The following is a 20,721-nucleotide window of genomic DNA, read 5'->3' on the forward strand; positions in this document are numbered from 1 at the left end:
AACGGTTGCCTCCGGCCAGTGTGGGGGGCGTAGTCCGACTAGGCGAGAGGGCGTGATCGTGGGTGGGGGTCGGGGGGCGGGGTTTCGCCGTGGGGGTGCGGGTGGTCGGCCGGGTGCGGGTGTGTCGTGGTTGCTCGCGCAGTTCCCCGCACCCCTTTCAGGGGCGGGGTCGGCTGCGAGTGCCCTGTGGCCGGTCGCGGCCGCTCAGTGCAGCCGCAGGCCGACACGGCCCCGCGCCCCGTGCTGAACTGCGGATCCCGGGTACTGGGGAATGATGGTGCCCATGGCGAACCGACTGGCCCACGAGACATCTCCCTACCTCCTCCAGCACGCCGACAACCCGGTCGACTGGTGGCCCTGGTCGGCCGAGGCGTTCGAGGAGGCGCGCAGGCGGGGGGTCCCGGTGCTGCTCAGCGTCGGGTACTCCAGCTGCCACTGGTGCCATGTGATGGCGCACGAGTCGTTCGAGGACCAGGAGACCGCCGACTATCTGAACGCGCACTTCGTGAGCGTGAAGGTGGACCGGGAGGAGCGGCCGGACGTCGACGCGGTCTACATGGAGGCCGTGCAGGCGGCGACCGGGCAGGGCGGCTGGCCCATGACCGTGTTCCTGACGCCGGAGGGGGAGCCCTTCTACTTCGGCACCTACTTCCCGCCCGCGCCCCGCCACGGCATGCCCGCCTTCCGCCAGGTCCTGGAGGGGGTGCGCGCCGCCTGGGCGGACCGGCGGGACGAGGTCGCCGAGGTCGCCGGGAAGATCGTGCGGGATCTGGCGGGCCGGGAGCTGAAGTTCGAGGCGGTCGACGTGCCCGGGGAGGACGAGCTCGCGCAGGCGCTGCTGGGGCTCACCCGGGAGTACGACGCGGCGCGCGGCGGCTTCGGCAGGGCGCCCAAGTTCCCGCCCTCGATGGTGATCGAGTTCCTGCTGCGGCACGCGGCGCGCACCGGATCCGAGGGCGCGCTCCAGATGGCGCGGGACACCTGTGAGCGGATGGCCCGCGGCGGCATCTACGACCAGCTCGGCGGCGGCTTCGCCCGGTACTCCGTCGACCGTGAGTGGGTCGTGCCGCACTTCGAGAAGATGCTGTACGACAACGCCCTGCTGTGCCGGGTGTACGCCCACCTGTGGCGGGCCACCGGCTCCGAGCTGGCCCGGCGCGTCGCCCTGGAGACGGCCGACTTCATGGTCCGCGAACTGCGCACGAACGAGGGCGGGTTCGCCTCGGCGCTGGACGCCGACAGCGACGACGGCACGGGGTCCGGCAAGCATGTCGAGGGCGCCTACTACGTCTGGACGCCCGAGCAGCTGACCGAGGTGCTCGGCGAGGAGGACGCGGCGCTCGCGGCCCACTACTTCGGGGTCACGGAGGAGGGGACGTTCGAGGAGGGCGCCTCCGTTCTCCAACTGCCGCAGCACGAGGGCGTGTTCGACGCCGAACGGATCGAGTCGGTCAGGACGCGGCTGAACGAGGCGCGTGCGCGGCGGCCCGCCCCCGGCCGCGACGACAAGGTGGTGGCCGCCTGGAACGGCCTGGCCGTCGCCGCGCTCGCCGAGACCGGCGCCTACTTCGACCGCCCCGACCTGGTGGACGCCGCCATCGCCGCCGCCGACCTCCTCGTACGACTGCATCTGGACGAGCGGGCGCGGCTCGCGCGGACCAGCAAGGACGGGCAGGTCGGGGCCAACGCGGGGGTGCTGGAGGACTACGCGGACGTCGCCGAGGGGTTCCTGGCGCTGGCGTCGGTCACGGGGGAGGGGGTGTGGCTGGAGTTCGCCGGGTTCCTGCTCGACCATGTGCTCGTCCGGTTCGTCGACGAGGAGTCCGGGGCGCTCTTCGACACCGCCGCCGACGCGGAGAAGCTGATCCGGCGGCCGCAGGATCCGACCGACAACGCCACGCCGTCGGGGTGGAGCGCGGCGGCGGGCGCGCTGCTGAGCTATGCCGCGCACACCGGTTCCGAGCCCCATCGGACCGCCGCCGAACGGGCGTTGGGCGTGGTCAAGGCCCTCGGGCCGAGGGCGCCGAGGTTCATCGGGTGGGGGCTGGCCACGGCGGAGGCCCTGCTCGACGGGCCGCGTGAGGTGGCGGTGGTGGGGCCGCAGGGGCATCCGGGGACGAAGGAGCTGCATCGGACGGCGTTGCTGGGGACCGCGCCGGGTGCGGTGGTGGCCGTGGGAACTACGGACAGTGACGAACTGCCGTTGCTGGCCGACCGTCCTCTCGTCGGCGGTGAACCGACCGCGTACGTCTGCCGTAATTTCACATGTGATGCTCCGACGACCGATGTGAACGGGTTGCGTTCGGCCCTGGGAACAATCTCGTCCGGCTGAAAGTCGCCGGTCAGGGACCGGGGCAAGGGTGCACAACTGACCGGAAACGGCATGGTGTGCGGACACGTCCGATTAGGTGTTCTACCGAACGGAAACACGCTTTTTATCGGAAGGGTCCCCAGGGTTCACAGTTTCCCCCTAGTCTCTCCACAGTGACGCGGCGGGGGTAACTCCCGCCGCGACAGGGGGTATTGGGATCCGGGGGGATCTATCTTGCTGACGTCTGTCTTCATAGCTGTCGTCTCGCTGGCCTTGTTCTGGATGGCGGCCTTCACCTTGTGGTGGCAGATGCACGCGTGGCGAACGCCCGAAGTGCTCGCCTCCACCCGCTTCAGCAGACCCGACGGCGACGAGCATCTGTCGTTCTCACTGCTGCTGCCGGCACGCCATGAACAGGCCGTGCTGGACCACACCATCCAACGGCTCCTCGAATCCAGCCACGACGACTTCGAGATCATCGTGATCGTCGGGCACGACGACCCGGAGACCACCGCGGTGGCCCGGGCCGCCGAGGAGCGCGACCCACGCGTCCGCGTCGTGGTCGACCACCATGAGAAGAAGAACAAACCGAAGGCCATGAACACGGCTTTACCGCACTGCCGCGGTGATGTCGTGGGAGTCTTCGACGCCGAGGACCAGGTCCACCCGGAGCTGCTGTCCCACGTCGACCACGCCTTCCGCACCACCGGCGCGGACGTCGTGCAGGGCGGGGTGCAGCTCATCAACTACAACTCCAGCTGGTACAGCCTGCGCAACTGCCTGGAGTACTTCTTCTGGTTCCGGTCCCGGCTCCATCTGCACGCGCAGAAAGGATTCATTCCGCTCGGCGGCAACACCGTCTTCGTCCGCACGGACGTGCTGCGCGCGGCCGACGGCTGGGACCCCAACTGCCTCGCGGAGGACTGCGACCTCGGCGTCCGGCTGTCGAGCGTGGGCAAGAAGGTCGTCGTCGCCTACGACTCCGACATGGTGACCCGGGAGGAGACCCCCGGCAGCCTGATGTCGCTGATGAAGCAGCGCACCCGCTGGAACCAGGGCTTCCTCCAGGTCTACCGGAAGAAGGACTGGCGCCAACTGCCCGCCTTCCGGCAGCGGTTGCTCGCCCGCTACACACTGATGACGCCCTATCTGCAGGCCGTCTCCGGGGTGATCATCCCGCTCAACGTCGCCATCGCGCTCTTCCTCGACGTCCCCGTCGGCGTCGCCTTCATCACCTTCCTGCCGGCCGTCACCGCCCTCGTCACCTTCGTGTTCGAGGTCGTCGGACTCCACGACTTCGGCAAGCAGTACGGACTGCGCGTCCGGTTCGTCCACTACGTCAAGCTCGTCGTGGGCGGCCCCTTCTACCAGGTGCTCCTCGCCTTCGCCGCCGTACGCGCGGTGTGGCGCGAGCAACGTGGCCGCAACGACTGGGAGTTGACCAGTCACGTCGGCGCACATCTCGTGAACGCGAACGTCAACCGAGAGGACGTTCCTGCGTGACCTCCACACTTCCCGCGGCGGCCAAGACGGAAGTCAAGGTCCCCGCGCAGCGGACAGCTGCGCCCACAACCGGTTCGACAGGTCGAACAAACGATTCCTCTTCCGCTTCGCCCGCGCCCGAGGCACCGCCGAAGCGCCTGCGGAACTCGCGTCCCGACCTGATCCTCTGCGGTGTCCTCCTCGTCGCGATCATGATCGTGCAGGGCTGGAACATCGCCGACTACCCGACCCTCAGCGACGACGAGGGTACCTACCTCGCCCAGGCCTGGGCCGTCCAGGAGGGCAGGGGCCTCGCCCACTACACCTACTGGTACGACCACCCGCCCCTTGGCTGGATCCAGCTCGCCGTCCTGACCTGGATCCCCGCCCAACTCGCCCCCGAGTCGATGACCGTCGGCTCCATGCGCGCGGTGATGCTGCTGATCAGCGCCGTCAGCGCCGTCCTCGTCTACGTCCTCGGCCGCCGTCTGTCGCTGCCCCGCTGGGCCGCCGGCCTCGGCATGGCCCTCTTCGGGCTGTCGCCGCTGTCGGTGGTGCTCCAGCGGGAGATCTTCCTCGACAACATCGCGGTGATGTGGACGCTGCTCGCGTTCTGCCTCGCCGCCTCGCCGAGCCGTCACCTCTGGCACCACTTCGGCGCCGGCATCGCCGCCGCCGCGGCCGTGCTCACCAAGGAGACGATGCTCCTCGTCCTGCCGGCCGTGCTGCTCACCATGTGGCGGCACAGCCACCGGGACACCCGCAAGTTCGCCATCACCGGTGCCGTCACCGCCTGCACCCTGATCGGCATCTCGTACCCGCTGTTCGCCCTGCTCAAGGGCGAGTTGTTCCCCGGAGCCGGCCATGTGTCCCTCTGGGACGGCATCGTCTACCAGATGAGCCGCCCCGGCTCCGGCTTCATCCTCACGGAGGGCACGGGCTCGTACGGCGTCCTGCAGTCGTGGCTGTACTACGACCGCGTCCTGCCGCTCGGCGGACTCGCCGGCGCCCTGCTCCTGCTGGTCACCTGGCGCTGGTCGGTGACCGCGCGGGCCCTCGCCGGCCCTGCGCTCGCCGTCGCCATCCTCGCCGGAATGGCCCTGCGCCCCGGCTACCTGCCCGCGATGTACGTCCTCCAGGCGCTGCCCTTCCTCGCACTCGTCCTCGCGGGCGGCACGGCCAGCGTCACCCACGGCGTCCTGCGCAGATGGCGCAGCGCGACCGAGCGACGGGCCCTGACCTGGGCACGGCACGCCCTGGCGCTCGCCCTGGCCGCCGCCGCTGCCGCGTACGTCGTCCCACGCTGGTACGACGGCAACCACACCGCGATGACCTTCGACGCCAACGCGCCCTACCAGCAGGCCGCCGAGTGGCTCGGCAGGGAGGTCGAGGACCCCGCCGACACCCGGGTCCTCGTCGACGACGCGCTCTGGCTCGACCTCGTCCACGAGGGCTACGAGCCGGGCCTCGGCGTCATCTGGTTCTACAAGGCCGACCTCGACCCGGCGGTGACGAAGACGATGCCGCGCGGCTGGCGCGACCTCGACTACGTGGTCGCGTCCCCGACGGTACGGCGCGACGCGGTCGACCTGCCCAACGTCAAGGGCGCGATGGAGAACTCGACCCCGGTGGCCACCTTCGGCACCGGCGAGGACCGGATCGAGATCCGCAGGATCGAGGGCGCGGGGGACGACGACCGGGCCCGCGGGACCGGGACCGGGACCGAGAGCGAGACCCAGGCCGAGACCGAGGCCGCCGACGACGACCGGAGCCGCGATACCGAGGCCGCTGGAGGCGACCGATGAGCAGCGGAAGCTACGAGTCCACCGCCCCCGGGGAACTGGGCGACCCGGCGGTGCGCGGCGCCGAGGTGCCCGAGCCGGGGGCCGTCACCATCGTCGTACCGACCTACAACGAGTCCGCCAACGTAAGGGAGTTGCTGCACCGGATCACCGAGACGGTGCCGTCGAGGCTGCCCTGCGAGGTGGTCTTCGTCGACGACTCCACCGACGACACCCCGCAGGTCATCGACGCCGCCGCGCAGGACTGCCCGTTCCCGGTGACCGTGCTGCACCGCGACGAGCCGGTCGGCGGACTCGGCGGCGCGGTCGTCGAGGGCATCCGGGCGGCCGGCTCCGACTGGATCGTCGTCATGGACGGCGACCTCCAGCATCCACCGTCCCTGGTACCGGAGTTGGTGGCCACCGGGGAACGGTCGGCCGCCGGTCTGGTGGTCGCCTCCCGCTACATCAAGGGCGGCAGCCGGGCCGGACTCGCGGGCAGCTACCGCGTGGCCGTCTCGCGCGGCGCGACCTGGCTCACCAAGGCCCTCTTCCCGCGCCGCCTGCACGGCATCAGCGACCCGATGAGCGGCTTCTTCGCCATCCGCCGCAGCGCGGTCACCGCCGACGTCCTCCAGCCGCTCGGCTACAAGATCCTCCTCGAACTCGCCGTGCGCAGCCGTCCCCGGCGCGTCACGGAGGTGCCGTTCGTCTTCCAGGACCGCTACGCGGGCGAGTCCAAGTCGACCGCGCGGGAGGGGTTCAGGTTCCTGCGCCACCTCATGGGGCTGCGGACGGCCTCGCCGCTCGCCCGCATGATCGTCTTCGGGCTGATCGGTGTCACCGGCTTCGTCCCGAACCTCGCCGGTCTCCACGCCCTGACCTCGGCCGGCATGCACTACGTCCCCGCGGAGATCCTCGCCAACCAGCTCGGGGTGGTCTGGAACTTCTTCCTCATCGAGCACCTGTGCTTCCGCGAGCGGCGCAGGCACCGCAAGGGATGGGACCGCATCGGCAGGTTCGCGCTGCTCGCCAACGCCGATCTGGTGCTGCGCATCCCGCTGATCGCCCTGTTCGTCGGCAAGTTCGGGATGGGGGCGCTGCCCGCGACCGCGCTCGCCCTGGTCACGACGTTCGTGCTGCGCTTCGTGGGGACCGAGGCGCTCGTCTATCTGCCGCGCGGCACGTCCGGTCGTGGCAGGAGGTCTCGCCGTGGGGAGCGCGGCGAGGAGAAGAGGGCTGGACGGCCGGAGCGGCCGGACCAGGCCGGTCAGGCCGAGCAGCCTGAGCAGTCGGCAAGGAGAGCCGCGTGAAGAACCCACTGAAGAACCGCCGGCAGACCCGGACGAGACCCAGACGGAGAACGGCCCTGCTGGCGGTGGGCGCACTCGCCTCCGGGCTGCTGCTGATCTCGCCCCAGCCCGCGTCCGCCGCCAACCTCGTCAAGAACCCCGGCTTCGAGACGGCCGGCACCGGCGACATGCCGTACTGCTGGTCGAAGTCCGGCTGGGGCGACAACGACTTCACCTTCACGACGGTGGCGGACGCCCACTCGGGCTCCAAGGCCATGAAGGTGGAGCTGACCCGCCGGGTCTCCGGCGACCGCAAGGCCCTGGTCACCGAGTCGGCGGCCTGCGCGCCGCCGGTCACCGTCGGCAAGCAGTACGACCTCGGGCTCTGGTACAAGTCGACGACCCCGGACACCTCCCTCACGCTCTTCCGGCACGACACCACGGCCGGCTGGCAGTACTGGACCGACCTCAAGACGCTGGAGATGGCGGGGAGTTGGACCGAGGCGACGGTCCGCACCCCCGCGATCCCGGCGGGCACCGACCGGATCACCTGGGGCGTCTCCGTCTACGGCACCGGCTCCGTCACCACCGACGACTACACCATGGACCAGGTCGCCGACCCGGTCCCGGACCCGGAGTGCACCGGCACACCGGCCGAGTGCCAGAACGGCCGCTGGGACGTCCTGCCCACCCAGAACCCGGTCCGCTCCATGCACTCCGTCGTCCTCAACAACGGCAAGGTGCTGCTGATCGCCGGCTCCGGCAACAGCGAGGAGATGTTCGAGGCGGGCACCTTCACGTCGGCGGTGTACGACCCGAAGAACGGCACGTACAAGCAGATCCCGACCCCGGACGACATGTTCTGCGCGGGCCACGTGCAGCTGGACGACGGCCGGGTGCTGGTGATGAGCGGCAACAAGGCCTATCCGGTGCCGGGCGGACACGGCTACGAGGGCTACAAGGACTCGTACGTCTTCGACCCGGTGACGGAGACGTACAGCAAGACCAACGACATGAACGACGGCCACTGGTACCCGTCGGCGACGATCCTCGGCAACGGTGACGTCATCTCCTTCGGCGGTCTGCGCGAGGACTCCACGGGTTCGGTGACGGCCGAACTGTGGTCGGACGCCGAGCAGAAGTGGCTCGAACTCTGGAAGGTCAACCAGACCTGGTCGTACTGGGGCCTGTACCCGTCGATGATCCTCATGCAGGACGGCCGCCTCTTCTACTCGGGCAGCCATGTCTTCGGCAACAACATCCCGGGGACGGGTTCGGCGATCTACGACTACGGGGCCAACACGATCACACAGGTCCCGGGCCTGCAACGGAAGGACGAACGCGACCAGTCCGCGAGCGTGCTGCTGCCCCCGGCCCAGGACCAGAAGGTCCTGACGCTCGGCGGCGGCAACATCGAGTCCAACCCCGCGGCGAACCGCCTGACGGACATCATCGACCTCAAGGCCGCGAACCCCGCGTACGTGGCCGGCCCGCCGATCCCGCAGGGCACGGTGGACCTGGGAGCCGGCAAGGTCGCCCAGACCGGGGACCAGGGCAAGATGTACGTCTCGGCGGTGCTGCTGCCCGACGGCAAGGTCCTGGAGACGGGCGGCGCCCTGCACAACCGCGCCGACCCGGTCTACGAGACGTCGATCTACGACCCGGCGACCAACACGTTCGACCAGGTGGCGACGGACCCGGAGGAGCGCGGCTACCACTCCTCGGCCTTCCTCCTGCCCGACGGCCGTGTCATGACCACGGGCGACAACCCGGGCAACGGCACATGGAACCACGACGTGTCGATCTACACCCCGCCGTATCTGTTGAAGGGTGCGCGTCCTTCCATCACCTCGGTGATCGACAAGGAGTGGGTGTACGGCGACACGCAGCGCATCACGGTGGACCGGCCCATCGCCAAGGCGGAACTGATCCGCCCGGCGGCGGTCACCCACTCCTCCGACCCGAACCAGCGCTTCGTGGACCTGCCCCTGTCGGTGGACGGCAACAACGTCGACCTGAACGTGACGAGCAACCCGAACCTGGCCCCGCCGGGCTGGTACATGCTCTTCGCGGTCGACGCCAACGGGGTGCCCTCGGTGGCCGAATGGGTCCACCTCCAGGGCCCGTCCGCCCTCGCGCAGGCCTCCGGCGACGCCCCGTCGGCCCACGTCCACGACTTCGCGGACGCTCCGAAGGGCAAGGTCACCGGCCCGGGGAAGAAGGTCAGGTCGAAGAAGGTCAGCCCGACCGTCTCCGGCTGCGACCGCCACTACGGCACGGCGAACGTCTGCGTGCCGACCGCCTTCCCGGCGGAGGTCAAGAAGACGACGGCGGCGCGGTGCGCGTGGTTGAAGGAGAACGACTACGGCCGCCTGAAGGTCAACGGCAAGGACGATCCCCTGAAGCTGGACCGCGACAGGGACGGTCTGGCTTGCGGAAAGGGTGATGTGAAGCGCCGCTGACCCTCAACCCGGCCGGCGTGATCGGCCCCCGTGCCCGGTGGACACCTCCGGGCACGGGGGTCGTGTCGGTCACGCACGCTCGCTGATGTGCGCGGCGCGGCGCGGCTCTGGGCGAGGCGGCTTGTGGCGGAGGCTTGGCTGTCGAGGGCTCGGCAAAGGCGGCGTGCAGGTGCAGGTGCAGGTGCAGGTGCTGGGCTTCGGCGAGGGGAGTGTCAGGTCAGTGACCGTCGGCTCTCCGCCGGTACGGGTCACGTAGCGGTACGGCGAGATGGTCGTCGCCCTGGCACACAGGGTGGTGGGTGAGGAAGTGGGCGCTGATCAGTCGTGCTTGGGCCAGATCGGGCCCTGGTCGGTCCAGATGACGCCCTTGTTGCGGCACAGGCAGAAGGGGTGTCCGATCGGGTCGGTGTAGATCCGCCAGCCGTAGCCGTTGGGGCCGATGAAGTCCTGCCGCAGCGTCGCGCCGAGGTCGAGGACGCGGCGCTGCTCGGACTCGATCTCGTCCACTTCGAAGTCGAGGTGGAACTGCTTGGGGTGCTCGCTGTCGGGCCACTGCGGAGCGCGGTAGTCGTCCACCCGGATGAATGCCAGCTCGATCTCGCCGAACTGGATGCCGGCCCAGTTCTCGGAGCTGCCTTCCTTGACCGGACGGCCCGTCACCTCGGAGTAGAAAGCCGCCAGCTTCATCGTGTCCGGGCAGTCGATAATGAAATCGGTGAGTCGCAGCATCCCGCGATCTTGACACAAGCGCACGCCCGATTCTTCGAGCGAGTCGCTGTGTTGGGTTTACCAAGAGCGCCCCTCACCGCTGACATCAACGGCCGACACCGCCCGGCTCACGTGCCGTCGTCACGGGTCGGCCGTGGCGGCTTGCTCAGGTCGACGTCACAAGCCGATGGCGTGGCCGGCCGGTGGGGGTGCAGCGAGGCATACGCGTGCGCGGTCGGTCGACGCGCCCGCCGTCGTGGCCGGCCGCCGTCGGCTGCGGTCCGTGCCACTGCCGTGCCAGATGCAGCGGTCAGCTCGGCCTGCTGCTTCCCCAGCTGAAAGCTCGGCAGCACGGCATCTGAGTCCCTAGAGTCACCCCGGAGGAGGGGGAGATGTCGTCTCTAGTGCCGCATCAGGCAACGTTCGCCCTGTCGACGACGGCGCGTAGGCGCCGGTCGTCGGCGTGGCGGTTTCGCCAGATGATGTAGCGGCGGATCATGTTGCCCTGTTCCTTGTGGTCGGCGTGGTCGGTGCCGTCGAGCGTGAAGTAGCGCAGGGCGGTGAACTGGGCCTCGATCCGGTTCAGCCAGGAGGAGTTGGTCGGCGTGTAGGCGATCTCGACGTAGTTCGCCGCCGCCCAGGTGCCGACCTGCTGGCATCGCTTCGTGGTCAGGTGAGGGGAGAAGTTGTCGCAGACGATCGCGATCCGCACCGTCGGAGGGTAGAGGGTGCGCAGGTAGCGGCAGAACTCCAGGAACTGGGTGCGCCGCTTGAGCGGTTTGATGTGGCCGTAGAGCTTGTCCTTGCCCAGGTCCAGGGCGGCGAACAGGTGCCGCACCCCGCCGTAGCGGTTGTAGGTCGCCCGGCGTCGGCGGCGGGGCTGACGGTCGGGGTCCTTGTGCCTGCCGCCGCGCTCGACCCACTGCCGGCCGGGGTGCGGCATCAGGTTGAGCGGCCCGAACTCGTCCATGCAGAAAACGGCTTCGGGCTCGCCGTCCTCGGCTATGACCTCGCCGTCGGCTATCGCGTAGAGATGCTCGACGCGGGCCTTCTTGGCCGCGTAGTCAGGGTCACGGGAGGTCTTCCAGGTCTTCAGGCGTTGAAAGGAGACGCCTTCCTCGCGGAGCAGGATGCGCAGGCCCTCGTGGCTGATGTCGTCGACCACCCCCTCAGCTACCAGGAAGTCGGCCAGCTTGGCCAGGCTTCAGGTCGAGAACGGCAGGCCGTGCTCGGCCGGCCTGGACTTGGCGATCTTCTTGATCTCCCGGCGTTCGGAAAGGTTGAAGGTCTTCGGGCGGCCCCCCTTGTACTTCGGGTAGAGAGAGTCGAAGCCGTCCGTGTTAAAGCTGTGGATCACGTCCCGGACGCGATCCGCGCTGGTGAACGTCACCTCGGCGATCTTCGCCACCGGCATGCCCTGCGCGGACAGCAGGATCATTTGAGCCCGACGCCAGGTCACCACCGATCCGGTGCCCCGGCGAAGGATCCGCACCAGCCGTCGGCCCTCGTCATCATCGATCTCGCGGACACATACCCGTTCTGCCGCCCGGACAGCCTGGCCCACCACGCCGCGTGAATCAGCTCCTGAACCGTCACAATGCGCTGGGCCGATGCTGCCTGACGCGCTGCCAGCAGACAGCCTAGAAGGCGCGACCTCAGACCTTGGGGAGTTCCCCCCGCTCGGTGATCATTCGCATCCATCCCTCAAGGGTGGCGACGAATTCCTCGAGGTCGGAAGTGGTGAAGGAGGCTCCCTCATGGTCCCAGTCAGGGTCGAGGACGACAATGCGGAAGCCGCAGCCGTAGTACCAGCCGGCGTCGATACTGATCTCCCGAGCCTGCAGGCCGCCCTTCCGCACCGCCTCCTGCTCGGTCAGCCACGGCGGTCGTGCGGTACGTGCCCAGTACAGGTCCTCGGAGTCGTTGACCTCGACTCTTCCATCCGGCAGGCGCCGGGCCATCAACGTGTTGTAGACGACGTTCCAGCCCATTGGGACGCGCAACGGGAGCAAACTCCAGTCCTCGGAAAAAGCCTCAGCCAGTGGGGATTGAGGCGGAAGCCCGAAGATCGCGTCCATACACCGACAGCATAGCCAGGGGGTACGTCCTTCACACAGGTCGAGGCTCGAACGACGCCCTAACCCGTGGCGATGTCCGCGCCAGTCGGTGCCAGCCGCCTCACTGGCGACACGGCAGGGCGAACGTTGCCTGATGCGGCACTAGCGATCACATGGACGCTGGGCAAGCACGGATGGGCGAGCGTCAAAGTTGCTGACGATCATGGGGAGGCAGAGGTCATTGCTTCCTACATCACTGACGCGCCCGAGGAGTTCCTGTACGCCGTCGCCCAGCTTGTCCTCGGTGACGAGGACACACGCGCCGAGTTTGAAGGAGAGCCACAGGTGTACCGGTGGTTCTCCCACAGAGATGGATCTGCGGTTGATGCCCGCCTGATCAGGGCCGAGGACGCCCAAGCTCCGGACAGCTCAGGAGTGGTTCTCTGGTCAGGCCGCCACACCGTCACGGCACTTGCACGGTCCGCCGTCCGTGCCTTCGACCGGATCGACTACGAGCAGGGCGTAGAAGCCTACGAGTCCCAATGGGGCCGGCCGTTTCCCCGGACCGAACTCGAAGCTGTGCGAACCGCAATGCGGTCGCACCAGAGAATCACAGCCAAGGACGACCAACGACGACCACCGAGCGCACGAGCCACCGCCCCTGACCAGCAAAACTCAGCTCACCAAGATCTCCGACAACACCCAGGGCAAGAAGACAGGTCTTGGCCGGGACTCGGCGGCCCCCAAGGGTGCCCGCGCCTGTGGCGGGCCTCAGTCAGTCGTGGACTATGCGTGGACTCGTCGCACGTGGTCTGCCACGCGCAGGGCCGTGACCTGCCGCGTTACCCAGCTACCAAGGGTCCTCCGGAGCGTGTCCGGGACTGTCAGTGCTCCGGCGTACCTTGTCGCCATGGCGAAGAGACCTCCGGAGGACTGGCGTGCCTGGATGGCGGAAGTAGCTCGCGAGGTGGCGGCCGGGAGGTTGGAACCGGAGGGCGTCGGTGCGGCTGAGATGTACCCCGAGTCCTTGCTGAGGGCGACGGACGCGGCGCTGGCGGCTTTCGAGGCAGAGGTGCGTGGACTCGTGGGGCCCTCCGACGAAGAGGTCTTCGGGACGGTCGAGCGGGTTGTTCTCGCGCTCAACGCCGTCGCCGAGGACGACAGCCATGGAGGCGCCGGCTACTGCACAGAAGAGCGGGAGCAACTGTGCGGGTACATAGACCTCACCTTGAGCGAGCACGGTGTGGACGTGGCAGCTCTGGCGGCAAGGAGAGGCATCAACCGAGCGGAGATCACCGACACCTGGCGCGACTGGTGACCGCCATCGGGCTGCGGGAGCAGGCGGATCATCTGGTCCCTGACATCCAACCCTGACATCAACGAGCCCGGACAGCGGCACACATCGGCACCCCCGCAGGACCGCCGGACCAGCCGACGACGAGCCCAGGGGCGGGCGTAGACCGAACTCCTAAAGCGGTGGTCACAGGGCGAGGTCGCCGTCCGAAGTGCTGCAACGACCACGAACAGCCGCAGCACTCGGAGGCCCTGATCAGCGGATGAGTCGATCTCCGAAGCACAGCCAAGGGTGGCTTTCCTGAGATTCGCTGAACCTGGCTGCTGAGCGGGACGACTTGCGGTACGTCTGTCTTACCAAGCGATTGAGCCTGGACTCAGACGGAGGATGAGCATGCGGGGAAGAGAGCTTCCGTATACCAGTGCGTTCGGCCAGCGTGACGCGATGGAGTACATGCAGGAGTGTTACGCAGACGAAGGGGTCGACCGCTCCGGGGAGCCAGCGGTACTGGTGCGCGCCAGCGCTGCCGGTAGTCGTGAGGTCTTCCACGGTAACGAGCACTGTGGCCTCATGGTCGGCGACGGACGACACCTAGTCGGTGCCAGTTGGATGCTGCTGGGCGATGCACGGGGTGTGAAGTATCGACCGTGCGAGCGCTGTGGATCCCCCGCCACCTAGACCTCAACTGGCCGAGGCCACACCCTCGTGCTGTCCTCGGCAGACCGTCTCCGTTTCCGTCTCATTCAGCGCCGTTCACAGCCGTTCAGACGGGGCCGACGGCGGAAGCCGATCGCAGGGCCAGCCGCCCATGAACACAGGTGAACGGCCCTGTACGCGGCCCCACGAGGCACCACCACAGTTGGAAAGCGTGTTGGTGGGGCGGGTCCGAGGCGGACGCAGCGGTGACGGTGTCAGACCCCGATGCGAGCCTGGGCGGCATGGAGACACATATTGCCCCTGACAGCGGGGATGAGGAGCACGCCGTCATCGCCCACTTCCGGCTCGGCGGTGACGGCTTCGGCGATGTCGACCAGCGCGAGCGAATTTACGAAGCTGAAGAGGTGATGGAGGCAGCGACCGCGGAGGCAGGTGTCGGGGAGGTCGACGGGAACGAGTTCGGGGGCGGCGAAGCGGTCGTGTACGCCTACGGACCCGATGCCGATGCTCTGTTCAAGGTCCTGGAGCCGACCCTGCGCAGCCTGCCGTTCCGGCCGGCGTACGTCCGTCTCCGGCGGGGCGACAACGAGGAGCGAGTGGATCTGTAGGCCTACCGAACGAAGTGGTGCGTTGGCGAACGACATCCTGTCCCAAGCGTTTGCCCAGCTCAGCGTCCGAAAGTGACGCACATGCTCGCAGCTTTCCAAGCTGAGAGCACTGGATCCGCGACAGCGTCCGGCCGTCGCGAGTTGCCGTGGACGAAGACGGGGCTGCCGCAGCACTGTGTAGATGCGGCGGTGACCTGTCACGATCAAGCTGTGGCCTACCTGTCGAAGATCGCAGATCGTCTGGACGCCGTCATGGACCTGGTGGGTCCGGTGATCGGCGTCATCGCGTTGGCCGTGGGCATCCAGACCTACCGTGACGGTGGATCTGTGGGTTGGCTCCTGGCGGGAGCGGCGCTACTCGTGATCAATCTGTTGGTGGCTTGGCGTCGGCTCTCCGGGCATCGGCGCCCGGATGCCTCGTCGTAGCGACGCCAATCAAAAGGCTGTCCAGGCGGACCCGGCTGGCCCCTGGGTCAGTGCCTTCGGCCTGTGGTCGGGCAGATGCAGTCGCAGACGTAGACGGAGTGACAGGCATCCGTCGATCCATCCATCTCCGCTGCTGAGCAGGGGAGATGGCCACTCGAGCCACTCATATGCTCTTGCAAGTAATATGCATACACCTGTTAAGGTCCTTACGATCCGTCGGGGGTTTTCGGCGGGCTCGTCGGACGGCAGGGAAGGAACAGGATGGATCCGGAGATAGTCGCCGCCCTTCTGGTGGCCGCGACCGCGGCCGGGTGGGTGGATGCCGTCGTGGGGGGCGGGGGGCTGATCCTGATTCCGACGTTGCTGGTGGCGTTTCCCGGCATGGCACCCGCCACCGTGCTGGGCACCAACAAGCTGACGGCGATCACCGGCACCAGCGTCGCCGCCGTCACCTATGCGCGGCGTACCAAACTGGACCGGTCCGTGGCGCTGTCCGCGGCCGGACTCGCCGTCCCCTCCGCCGGGGTCGGCGCACTCTCCGCGTCGAGCCTGCCGGCCGACTGGTTCCGGCCGTTGATCATGGCCCTGCTCATCGGGGTGGCGGCGTTCGTGACGTTGCGCCCGAGCTTCGGATCCGTGATCGAGTCCGCCGACGCCGTCAGCCGGCGGCGGAGGCTGCTGTCCATCGGCGTGGCCGGCTGCGGCGTCGGCTTCTACGACGGTGTCTTCGGGCCCGGCGCCGGCACCTTCCTCATCATGAGCTTCACCGCCCTGCTGTCCATGGAGTTCCTCCAGAGCTCGGCCCTGGCGAAGATCGTGAACGTGGGGACCAACTTCGGCGCGCTCACGGTCTTCGCCGTGCAGGGCCACGTCCTGTGGACCCTCGGCGCGGGGATGGCCGTCTGTAATGTCGTGGGTGCCACCCTTGGGGCCCGGACGGCGTTGAAGCGGGGCTCCGGATTCGTCCGCGGTGTCCTGCTCGTGGTCGTCACCGCGTTGGTGATCAAACTCGCCATCGACCAGTTCGGATGACGCCGACGCGCGTCATGACGGCTCACCCCCCGCGCGTCTCCAGCGCCTCCCGCACGATCGCCTCCAACTGCTCGTGGTGCGCGCCCTTCCAGTACGCCCGCCCGCACGAAGCGCACTGGGCGAACACGTCGTACGAGCGTTGCGTGCCGCCCTCCAGGCGGTCCGCCACCTGCTCCTTCGTCGCCGGGCGCAGCAGGCCGTTGCAGGCGGTGCAGCGGGTCCAGGGGTGGAGGTCCGGGGCGAACCGGGCCAGTACGTCCCGGAGTTGTTCGTCGGGCTGGGTGCTGTAGACGTACGCGCCGGCCCACAGTTCACGGCGTCGCAGCAGTCCCCGGTCGCGGCTGAGCATCACCCGTTGCTCGGCGGCGGAGAGCGCGGCCAGGGCTGGGTCGCCGATGTCCGTGGACTCGTACGCCGCGTCCACACCCAGCAGGCGCAACCGGCGGGCGAGGGTGCCGAGGTGGACGTCGAGGAGGAAGCGGAGCGGGGCGCCCGGCACCTGCTGGGGGCGCTCCACCGGGCGTACGGTCACCGACTCGCCGTCCGCCGGGACGTGCGAGACCCGGACCTCGCGGCCGTCCACGACCAGTGCGCCCACCTCCGTCAGGGGTACGCCCAGGGACTCCACGACGTGGCCGAGCGTGGAAACCCCGTCGGTGGCCAGCGGCCTCGCCCCCGCACGGTGGGCGTGGGGGACGAACAGGGCCAGTTCGGGGGCGACTTCGATGCGGATCTCGGCGGGTTTCACCTGGTCAGGATGGCACGGGAGAGGGGCGCGGGTTCAGCGGTTTTCCGTGCCGAGGCCGTGCTGCAGGGTGTGCAGGGTGCGGTCCACCAGGTCGGCGACGTCGTCGCGGTGGTCGTTCTCCGCCCAGTACAGCGACGTTTCCATCAGGCCGCCGATCAGGGACGTCGCCCAGACCCTGACCTCCAGGTCGTCCGGGTCGCGGCCGGTGCGTTCGCCGATCGCGGTGCGCAGGATTCGGCCCGTGACCGACATGCTCTCCAGCATGCGCGCACGCACGGCCGGGACCTGCACCATCAGCCGGGTACGCAGGCGGACGGCCTCCCCGTCCTCCTCGACGCCGGTGCGGACGGCCTCCCGCATCACGTGCCGGACGCTGTCCGGCCAGGGTTCGTCCGCCGGGCGGGCCCGTAGGTCCTCCAGGAGGATCGGGGCGTATTCGTCGGTGAGGACGATGTCCTCCTTGGTCGGGAAGTAGCGGAAGACGGTCGACGGCGAGACCTCGGCCCGGTCGGCGATCTGCTCGATCGTCGTGGCGTCGTAGCCCTGCTCCCGGACCAGTGCGTACATCGCGGAGCGGATCGCCTCGCGCGTCTTGATCTTCTTCCGCTCACGCAGCCCGAGCCGGGGGCGGTCGGCGGGGGGAGTGGGAGGGGTGGGGGGATCGAGAGCGGTAGGGGGAGCGGGCGGGCTGGGGCGTGCGGCCGTCATGCGGTCATTGTCGGGCATGATCTTGGGCGCGGCCAGATGATGACAGTGACTCGCACACGGGAGTGACTGTCACTGTGGGGTCCGTCGGCACGGAAATGGCCACGGCTCGGAAGCCGTGGCCAGGAAGCGGAGGGCGGGTCCGCGCGTCATGCGTGCTGGTACGCCACCAGCGAGATGCCCACGTAGTGCGTGATGAACGCCGCCAGGGTCAGGGAGTGGAAGACCTCGTGGAAGCCGAACCAGCGCGGTGAGGGGTCCGGGCGCTTGAGGCCGTAGATGACGCCGCCGATGCTGTAGAGGACGCCGCCGACGATCACCAGGACGAGGACCGCGATGCCGCCGGTGCGCATGAAGTCGGGCAGGAAGAAGACCGCCGCCCAGCCCATCGCGATGTAGCAGGGGGTGTAGAGCCAGCGCGGGGCGCCGACCCAGAAGACCCGGAAGATGATGCCCGCGAGCGCCGCCGCCCAGATGCCCCACAGCAGCCACTGTCCCTTGGCGCCCGGCAGGAGCAGCATCGTCAGCGGGGTGTAGGTGCCCGCGATGATCAGGAAGATGTTGGCGTGATCCAGCCTGCGCAGGATGCCGTCCATGCGGGGGCTCCAGTCGCCCCGGTGGTACAGCGCGCTCACGCCGAACAGCAGGCAGGCGGTGAGCGTGAAGATCCCGCAGGCGATGCGTCCGCGGGTGGAACCCGCGAGAGCGGTGAGCACCAGGCCGGCCACGAGCACGGCCGGGAACATACCGAGATGGAGCCAGCCCCGGAGTTTGGGCTTGATCTCATCGGTGATCTGGTGGATCTCGTCGGTGATCTGGTGGGCGATCTGATGCGGCATGGATCGCGTGTCGGATGAGCGGCCCTCGGCCGGCGTCTTGGTGTGCGCATCGGGGACGGACGCAGTCATGTCTTGCATCGTACCTACGGAGCCGTAACTTACGGGAGCGTGCGGGCTGTTCGCGCGTACGGAAGTGGCCATCATCTCACGCGGAGGGCGCAAGCGGGATACCCGAGCACACCTCTGGGCACCCATGGTGAACGCGTGGTGACGCAGGGAAACCTCCAGGGCGACATCGGGGGAGTGGCGATGGTCACGATGCTCACGTGTGCGGCCCTCTGGACAGATGGGCACTCCCGTCGGATGATCAAATGAGTGCGGTCGGCACCGGATGAGCGCCAAGGCGTCACCGATGAAGCATCCGGGTCGCAGCCCCCACGGGGCCTCCAACAAAAAATCCCTCATTTTTAGGAGCAATCGTGGCGCGCGACATCGCGGCTCCCCCTTCCACCGTCCCGACCACCCACCGAGAACTCGTGGCGTGGGTGAACGAGATCGCCGAACTGACCGAGCCGGACAACGTGGTCTGGTGCGACGGATCCGAGGCCGAGTACGAGCGCCTGTGCGGGGAGCTCGTCGAGAAGGGCACCTTCCGGAAACTCGACCCGATCAAGCGCCCGAACTCCTACTACGCCGCGTCCGACCCGACCGATGTCGCCCGGGTCGAGGACCGTACGTTCATCTGTTCGGAGAAGGAGGAGGACGCGGGTCCGACCAACCACTGGAAGGCTCCCGCCGAGATGCGGGAGATCTTCCAGGGCGAGAAGGGCCTGTTCCGGGGCTCGATGCGCGGCCGGACGATGTACGTCGTCCCGTTCTGCATGGGCCCGCTCGGCTCCCCGCTCTCCGCCATCGGCGTCGAGATCACCGACTCCGCGTACGTCGCCGTCTCCATGCGCACCATGACCCGGATGGGACAGCCGGTGCTGGACGAGCTCGGCTCCGAGGGCTTCTTCGTGAAGGCCGTGCACACCCTCGGCGCCCCGCTGGAGCCCGGCCAGGCCGACGTGCCGTGGCCCTGCAACACCACCAAGTACATCTCCCACTTCCCCGAGAGCCGCGAGATCTGGTCGTACGGCTCCGGGTACGGCGGCAACGCGCTGCTCGGCAAGAAGTGCTACGCCCTGCGCATCGCCTCGGTGATGGCACGCGACGAGGGCTGGCTGGCCGAGCACATGCTGATCCTCAAACTGACGCCCCCGCAGGGCGAGTCCAAGTACGTGGCGGCCGCCTTCCCGTCGGCCTGCGGCAAGACGAACCTCGCGATGCTGGAGCCGACGATCTCCGGCTGGACCGTCGAGACGATCGGCGACGACATCGCGTGGATGCGCTTCGGCGAGGACGGACAGCTCTACGCCATCAACCCCGAGGCCGGGTTCTTCGGCGTCGCGCCCGGCACCGGTGAGCACACCAACGCCAACGCGATGAAGACGCTCTGGGGCAACTCCGTCTTCACCAACGTCGCCCTGACCGACGACAACGACATCTGGTGGGAGGGGATGACGGAGGAGACTCCGGCGCACCTCACCGACTGGAAGGGCAACGACTGGACGCCGTCCTCCGGGACGCCGGCCGCCCACCCCAACGCTCGCTTCACGGTGCCGGCGGCGCAGTGCCCGATCATCGCGCCCGAGTGGGAGAACCCCAAGGGCGTGCCGATCTCGGCGATCCTCTTCGGCGGCCGCCGCGCCACGGCGGTGCCGCTGGTGACGGAGTCCTTCGACTGGAACCACGGCGTGTTCCTGGGCGCGAACGTCGCCTCCGAGAAGACCGCCGCCGCCGAGGGCAAGGTCGGCGAACTGCGCCGCGACCCCTTCGCGATGCTGCCCTTCTGCGGCTACAACATGGGCGACTACATGGGCCACTGGGTCGACGTCGCCAAGGGCAAGGACCAGTCCAAGCTGCCGAAGATCTACTACGTCAACTGGTTCCGCAAGAACGACGAGGGCAAGTTCGTGTGGCCCGGGTTCGGCGAGAACAGCCGGGTCCTGAAGTGGATCGTGGACCGGCTCGACGGCAAGGCGGACGGGGTGGAGACGCCGATCGGCATCCTGCCGACGGCCGAGGCCCTGGACACGGACGGGCTGGACCTGTCCTCCTCCGACCTGGACTTCCTGCTGACCGTCGACAAGGAGGTGTGGCGGGAGGAGGCGGCGCTCGTGCCCGAACACCTCAACACCTTCGGTGATCACACGCCGAAGGAGCTGTGGGACGAGTACCGGGCGCTGGTGAGCCGCCTGGGCTGACGCCCCCTTCTGCTCCGCGACCGGCCGGATATGGGTTGCCCTGACCAGCGACGTCTCCTCGGCCGGTCGCGGA

At 68.5% G+C, this 20,721-nt stretch carries 15 protein-coding genes and 1 pseudogene; 10 read left to right on the forward strand and 6 right to left on the reverse strand.

Translation table 11 applies throughout. From position 1 onward, the window contains the following. Window positions 1–283 precede the first annotated feature (283 nt). The 5 genes from L3078_RS29465 (at window position 284) to L3078_RS29485 (ending at window position 9,328) form a co-directional block, all read left to right on the forward strand. Window positions 284–2,332 carry a thioredoxin domain-containing protein gene (locus L3078_RS29465; protein WP_239756933.1) on the forward strand — a complete coding sequence of 683 codons (2,049 nt, stop codon included), beginning with the start codon at window positions 284–286 and terminating at the stop codon, window positions 2,330–2,332. 213 nt (window positions 2,333–2,545) lie between these two features. Continuing rightward, complete coding sequence (locus L3078_RS29470) at window positions 2,546–3,814, forward strand: glycosyltransferase (RefSeq protein ID WP_239756934.1); 1,269 nt, start codon at window positions 2,546–2,548, stop codon at window positions 3,812–3,814. After that, window positions 3,811–5,598: an ArnT family glycosyltransferase gene (locus L3078_RS29475; protein WP_239756935.1), complete on the forward strand. Its 1,788-nt coding sequence runs from the start codon at window positions 3,811–3,813 to the stop codon at window positions 5,596–5,598. Before L3078_RS29470 ends, L3078_RS29475 begins: the two co-directional genes overlap by 4 nt. After that, entirely contained in the window at window positions 5,595–6,887 is a 1,293-nt protein-coding gene (locus L3078_RS29480) for a glycosyltransferase (RefSeq protein ID WP_239756936.1), read from the forward strand. The genes L3078_RS29475 and L3078_RS29480 overlap by 4 nt, the downstream gene beginning before the upstream one ends. Before the next feature lie 65 nt (window positions 6,888–6,952). Continuing rightward, complete coding sequence (locus L3078_RS29485) at window positions 6,953–9,328, forward strand: galactose oxidase family protein (protein WP_239760512.1); 2,376 nt, start codon at window positions 6,953–6,955, stop codon at window positions 9,326–9,328. Window positions 9,329–9,646: 318 nt separating this feature from the next. Here the strand turns inward: L3078_RS29485 and L3078_RS29490 are convergent, their stop codons facing one another. From L3078_RS29490 to L3078_RS29505, 3 genes and pseudogenes are all read right to left on the reverse strand, one after another. Further along, window positions 9,647–10,057, reverse strand: coding sequence for a VOC family protein (locus tag L3078_RS29490; protein ID WP_239756937.1), 411 nt, complete (start codon window positions 10,055–10,057; stop codon window positions 9,647–9,649). A 391-nt stretch (window positions 10,058–10,448) separates the two neighbouring features. After that, a pseudogene (locus tag L3078_RS29495) lies at window positions 10,449–11,600 on the reverse strand (IS630 family transposase). Window positions 11,601–11,691: 91 nt separating this feature from the next. Then, complete coding sequence (locus tag L3078_RS29505; RefSeq protein ID WP_239756940.1) at window positions 11,692–12,114, reverse strand: hypothetical protein; 423 nt, start codon at window positions 12,112–12,114, stop codon at window positions 11,692–11,694. Window positions 12,115–13,003: 889 nt separating this feature from the next. Between L3078_RS29505 and L3078_RS29510 the strand changes: the two genes are divergently transcribed. The 4 genes from L3078_RS29510 (at window position 13,004) to L3078_RS29525 (ending at window position 16,110) form a co-directional block, all read left to right on the forward strand. Further along, complete coding sequence (locus L3078_RS29510; RefSeq protein WP_239756941.1) at window positions 13,004–13,411, forward strand: hypothetical protein; 408 nt, start codon at window positions 13,004–13,006, stop codon at window positions 13,409–13,411. A gap of 914 nt (window positions 13,412–14,325) precedes the next feature. Continuing rightward, a complete protein-coding gene (locus tag L3078_RS29515; protein ID WP_239756942.1) occupies window positions 14,326–14,652 on the forward strand; it encodes a hypothetical protein in 327 nt (108 codons plus the stop codon). Between the two features lie 210 nt (window positions 14,653–14,862). Then, window positions 14,863–15,078: a hypothetical protein gene (locus L3078_RS29520; RefSeq protein WP_239756943.1), complete on the forward strand. Its 216-nt coding sequence runs from the start codon at window positions 14,863–14,865 to the stop codon at window positions 15,076–15,078. Between the two features lie 261 nt (window positions 15,079–15,339). After that, on the forward strand, window positions 15,340–16,110 hold the full coding sequence (locus L3078_RS29525; protein ID WP_239756944.1) for a TSUP family transporter: 771 nt from the start codon (window positions 15,340–15,342) through the stop codon (window positions 16,108–16,110). 22 nt (window positions 16,111–16,132) lie between these two features. Here the strand turns inward: L3078_RS29525 and L3078_RS29530 are convergent, their stop codons facing one another. The 3 genes from L3078_RS29530 to trhA form a co-directional block, all read right to left on the reverse strand. Further along, complete coding sequence (locus tag L3078_RS29530) at window positions 16,133–16,858, reverse strand: Mut7-C ubiquitin/RNAse domain-containing protein (protein WP_239756945.1); 726 nt, start codon at window positions 16,856–16,858, stop codon at window positions 16,133–16,135. 33 nt (window positions 16,859–16,891) lie between these two features. Next, the gene (locus tag L3078_RS29535; RefSeq protein WP_239756946.1) at window positions 16,892–17,566 is read right to left on the reverse strand and encodes a TetR/AcrR family transcriptional regulator; all 675 of its coding nucleotides are present in this window, start codon (window positions 17,564–17,566) and stop codon (window positions 16,892–16,894) included. Window positions 17,567–17,712: 146 nt separating this feature from the next. Beyond that, complete coding sequence (trhA, locus tag L3078_RS29540; protein WP_239756947.1) at window positions 17,713–18,471, reverse strand: PAQR family membrane homeostasis protein TrhA; 759 nt, start codon at window positions 18,469–18,471, stop codon at window positions 17,713–17,715. Window positions 18,472–18,821: 350 nt separating this feature from the next. On the opposite strand from trhA, the gene L3078_RS29545 reads away from it, so the two are divergent. Then, window positions 18,822–20,648, forward strand: coding sequence for a phosphoenolpyruvate carboxykinase (GTP) (locus L3078_RS29545; protein ID WP_239756948.1), 1,827 nt, complete (start codon window positions 18,822–18,824; stop codon window positions 20,646–20,648). Window positions 20,649–20,721: the final 73 nt, after the last annotated feature.

The organism is Streptomyces deccanensis (assembly GCF_022385335.1).
Lineage (GTDB): Bacteria > Actinomycetota > Actinomycetes > Streptomycetales > Streptomycetaceae > Streptomyces > Streptomyces deccanensis.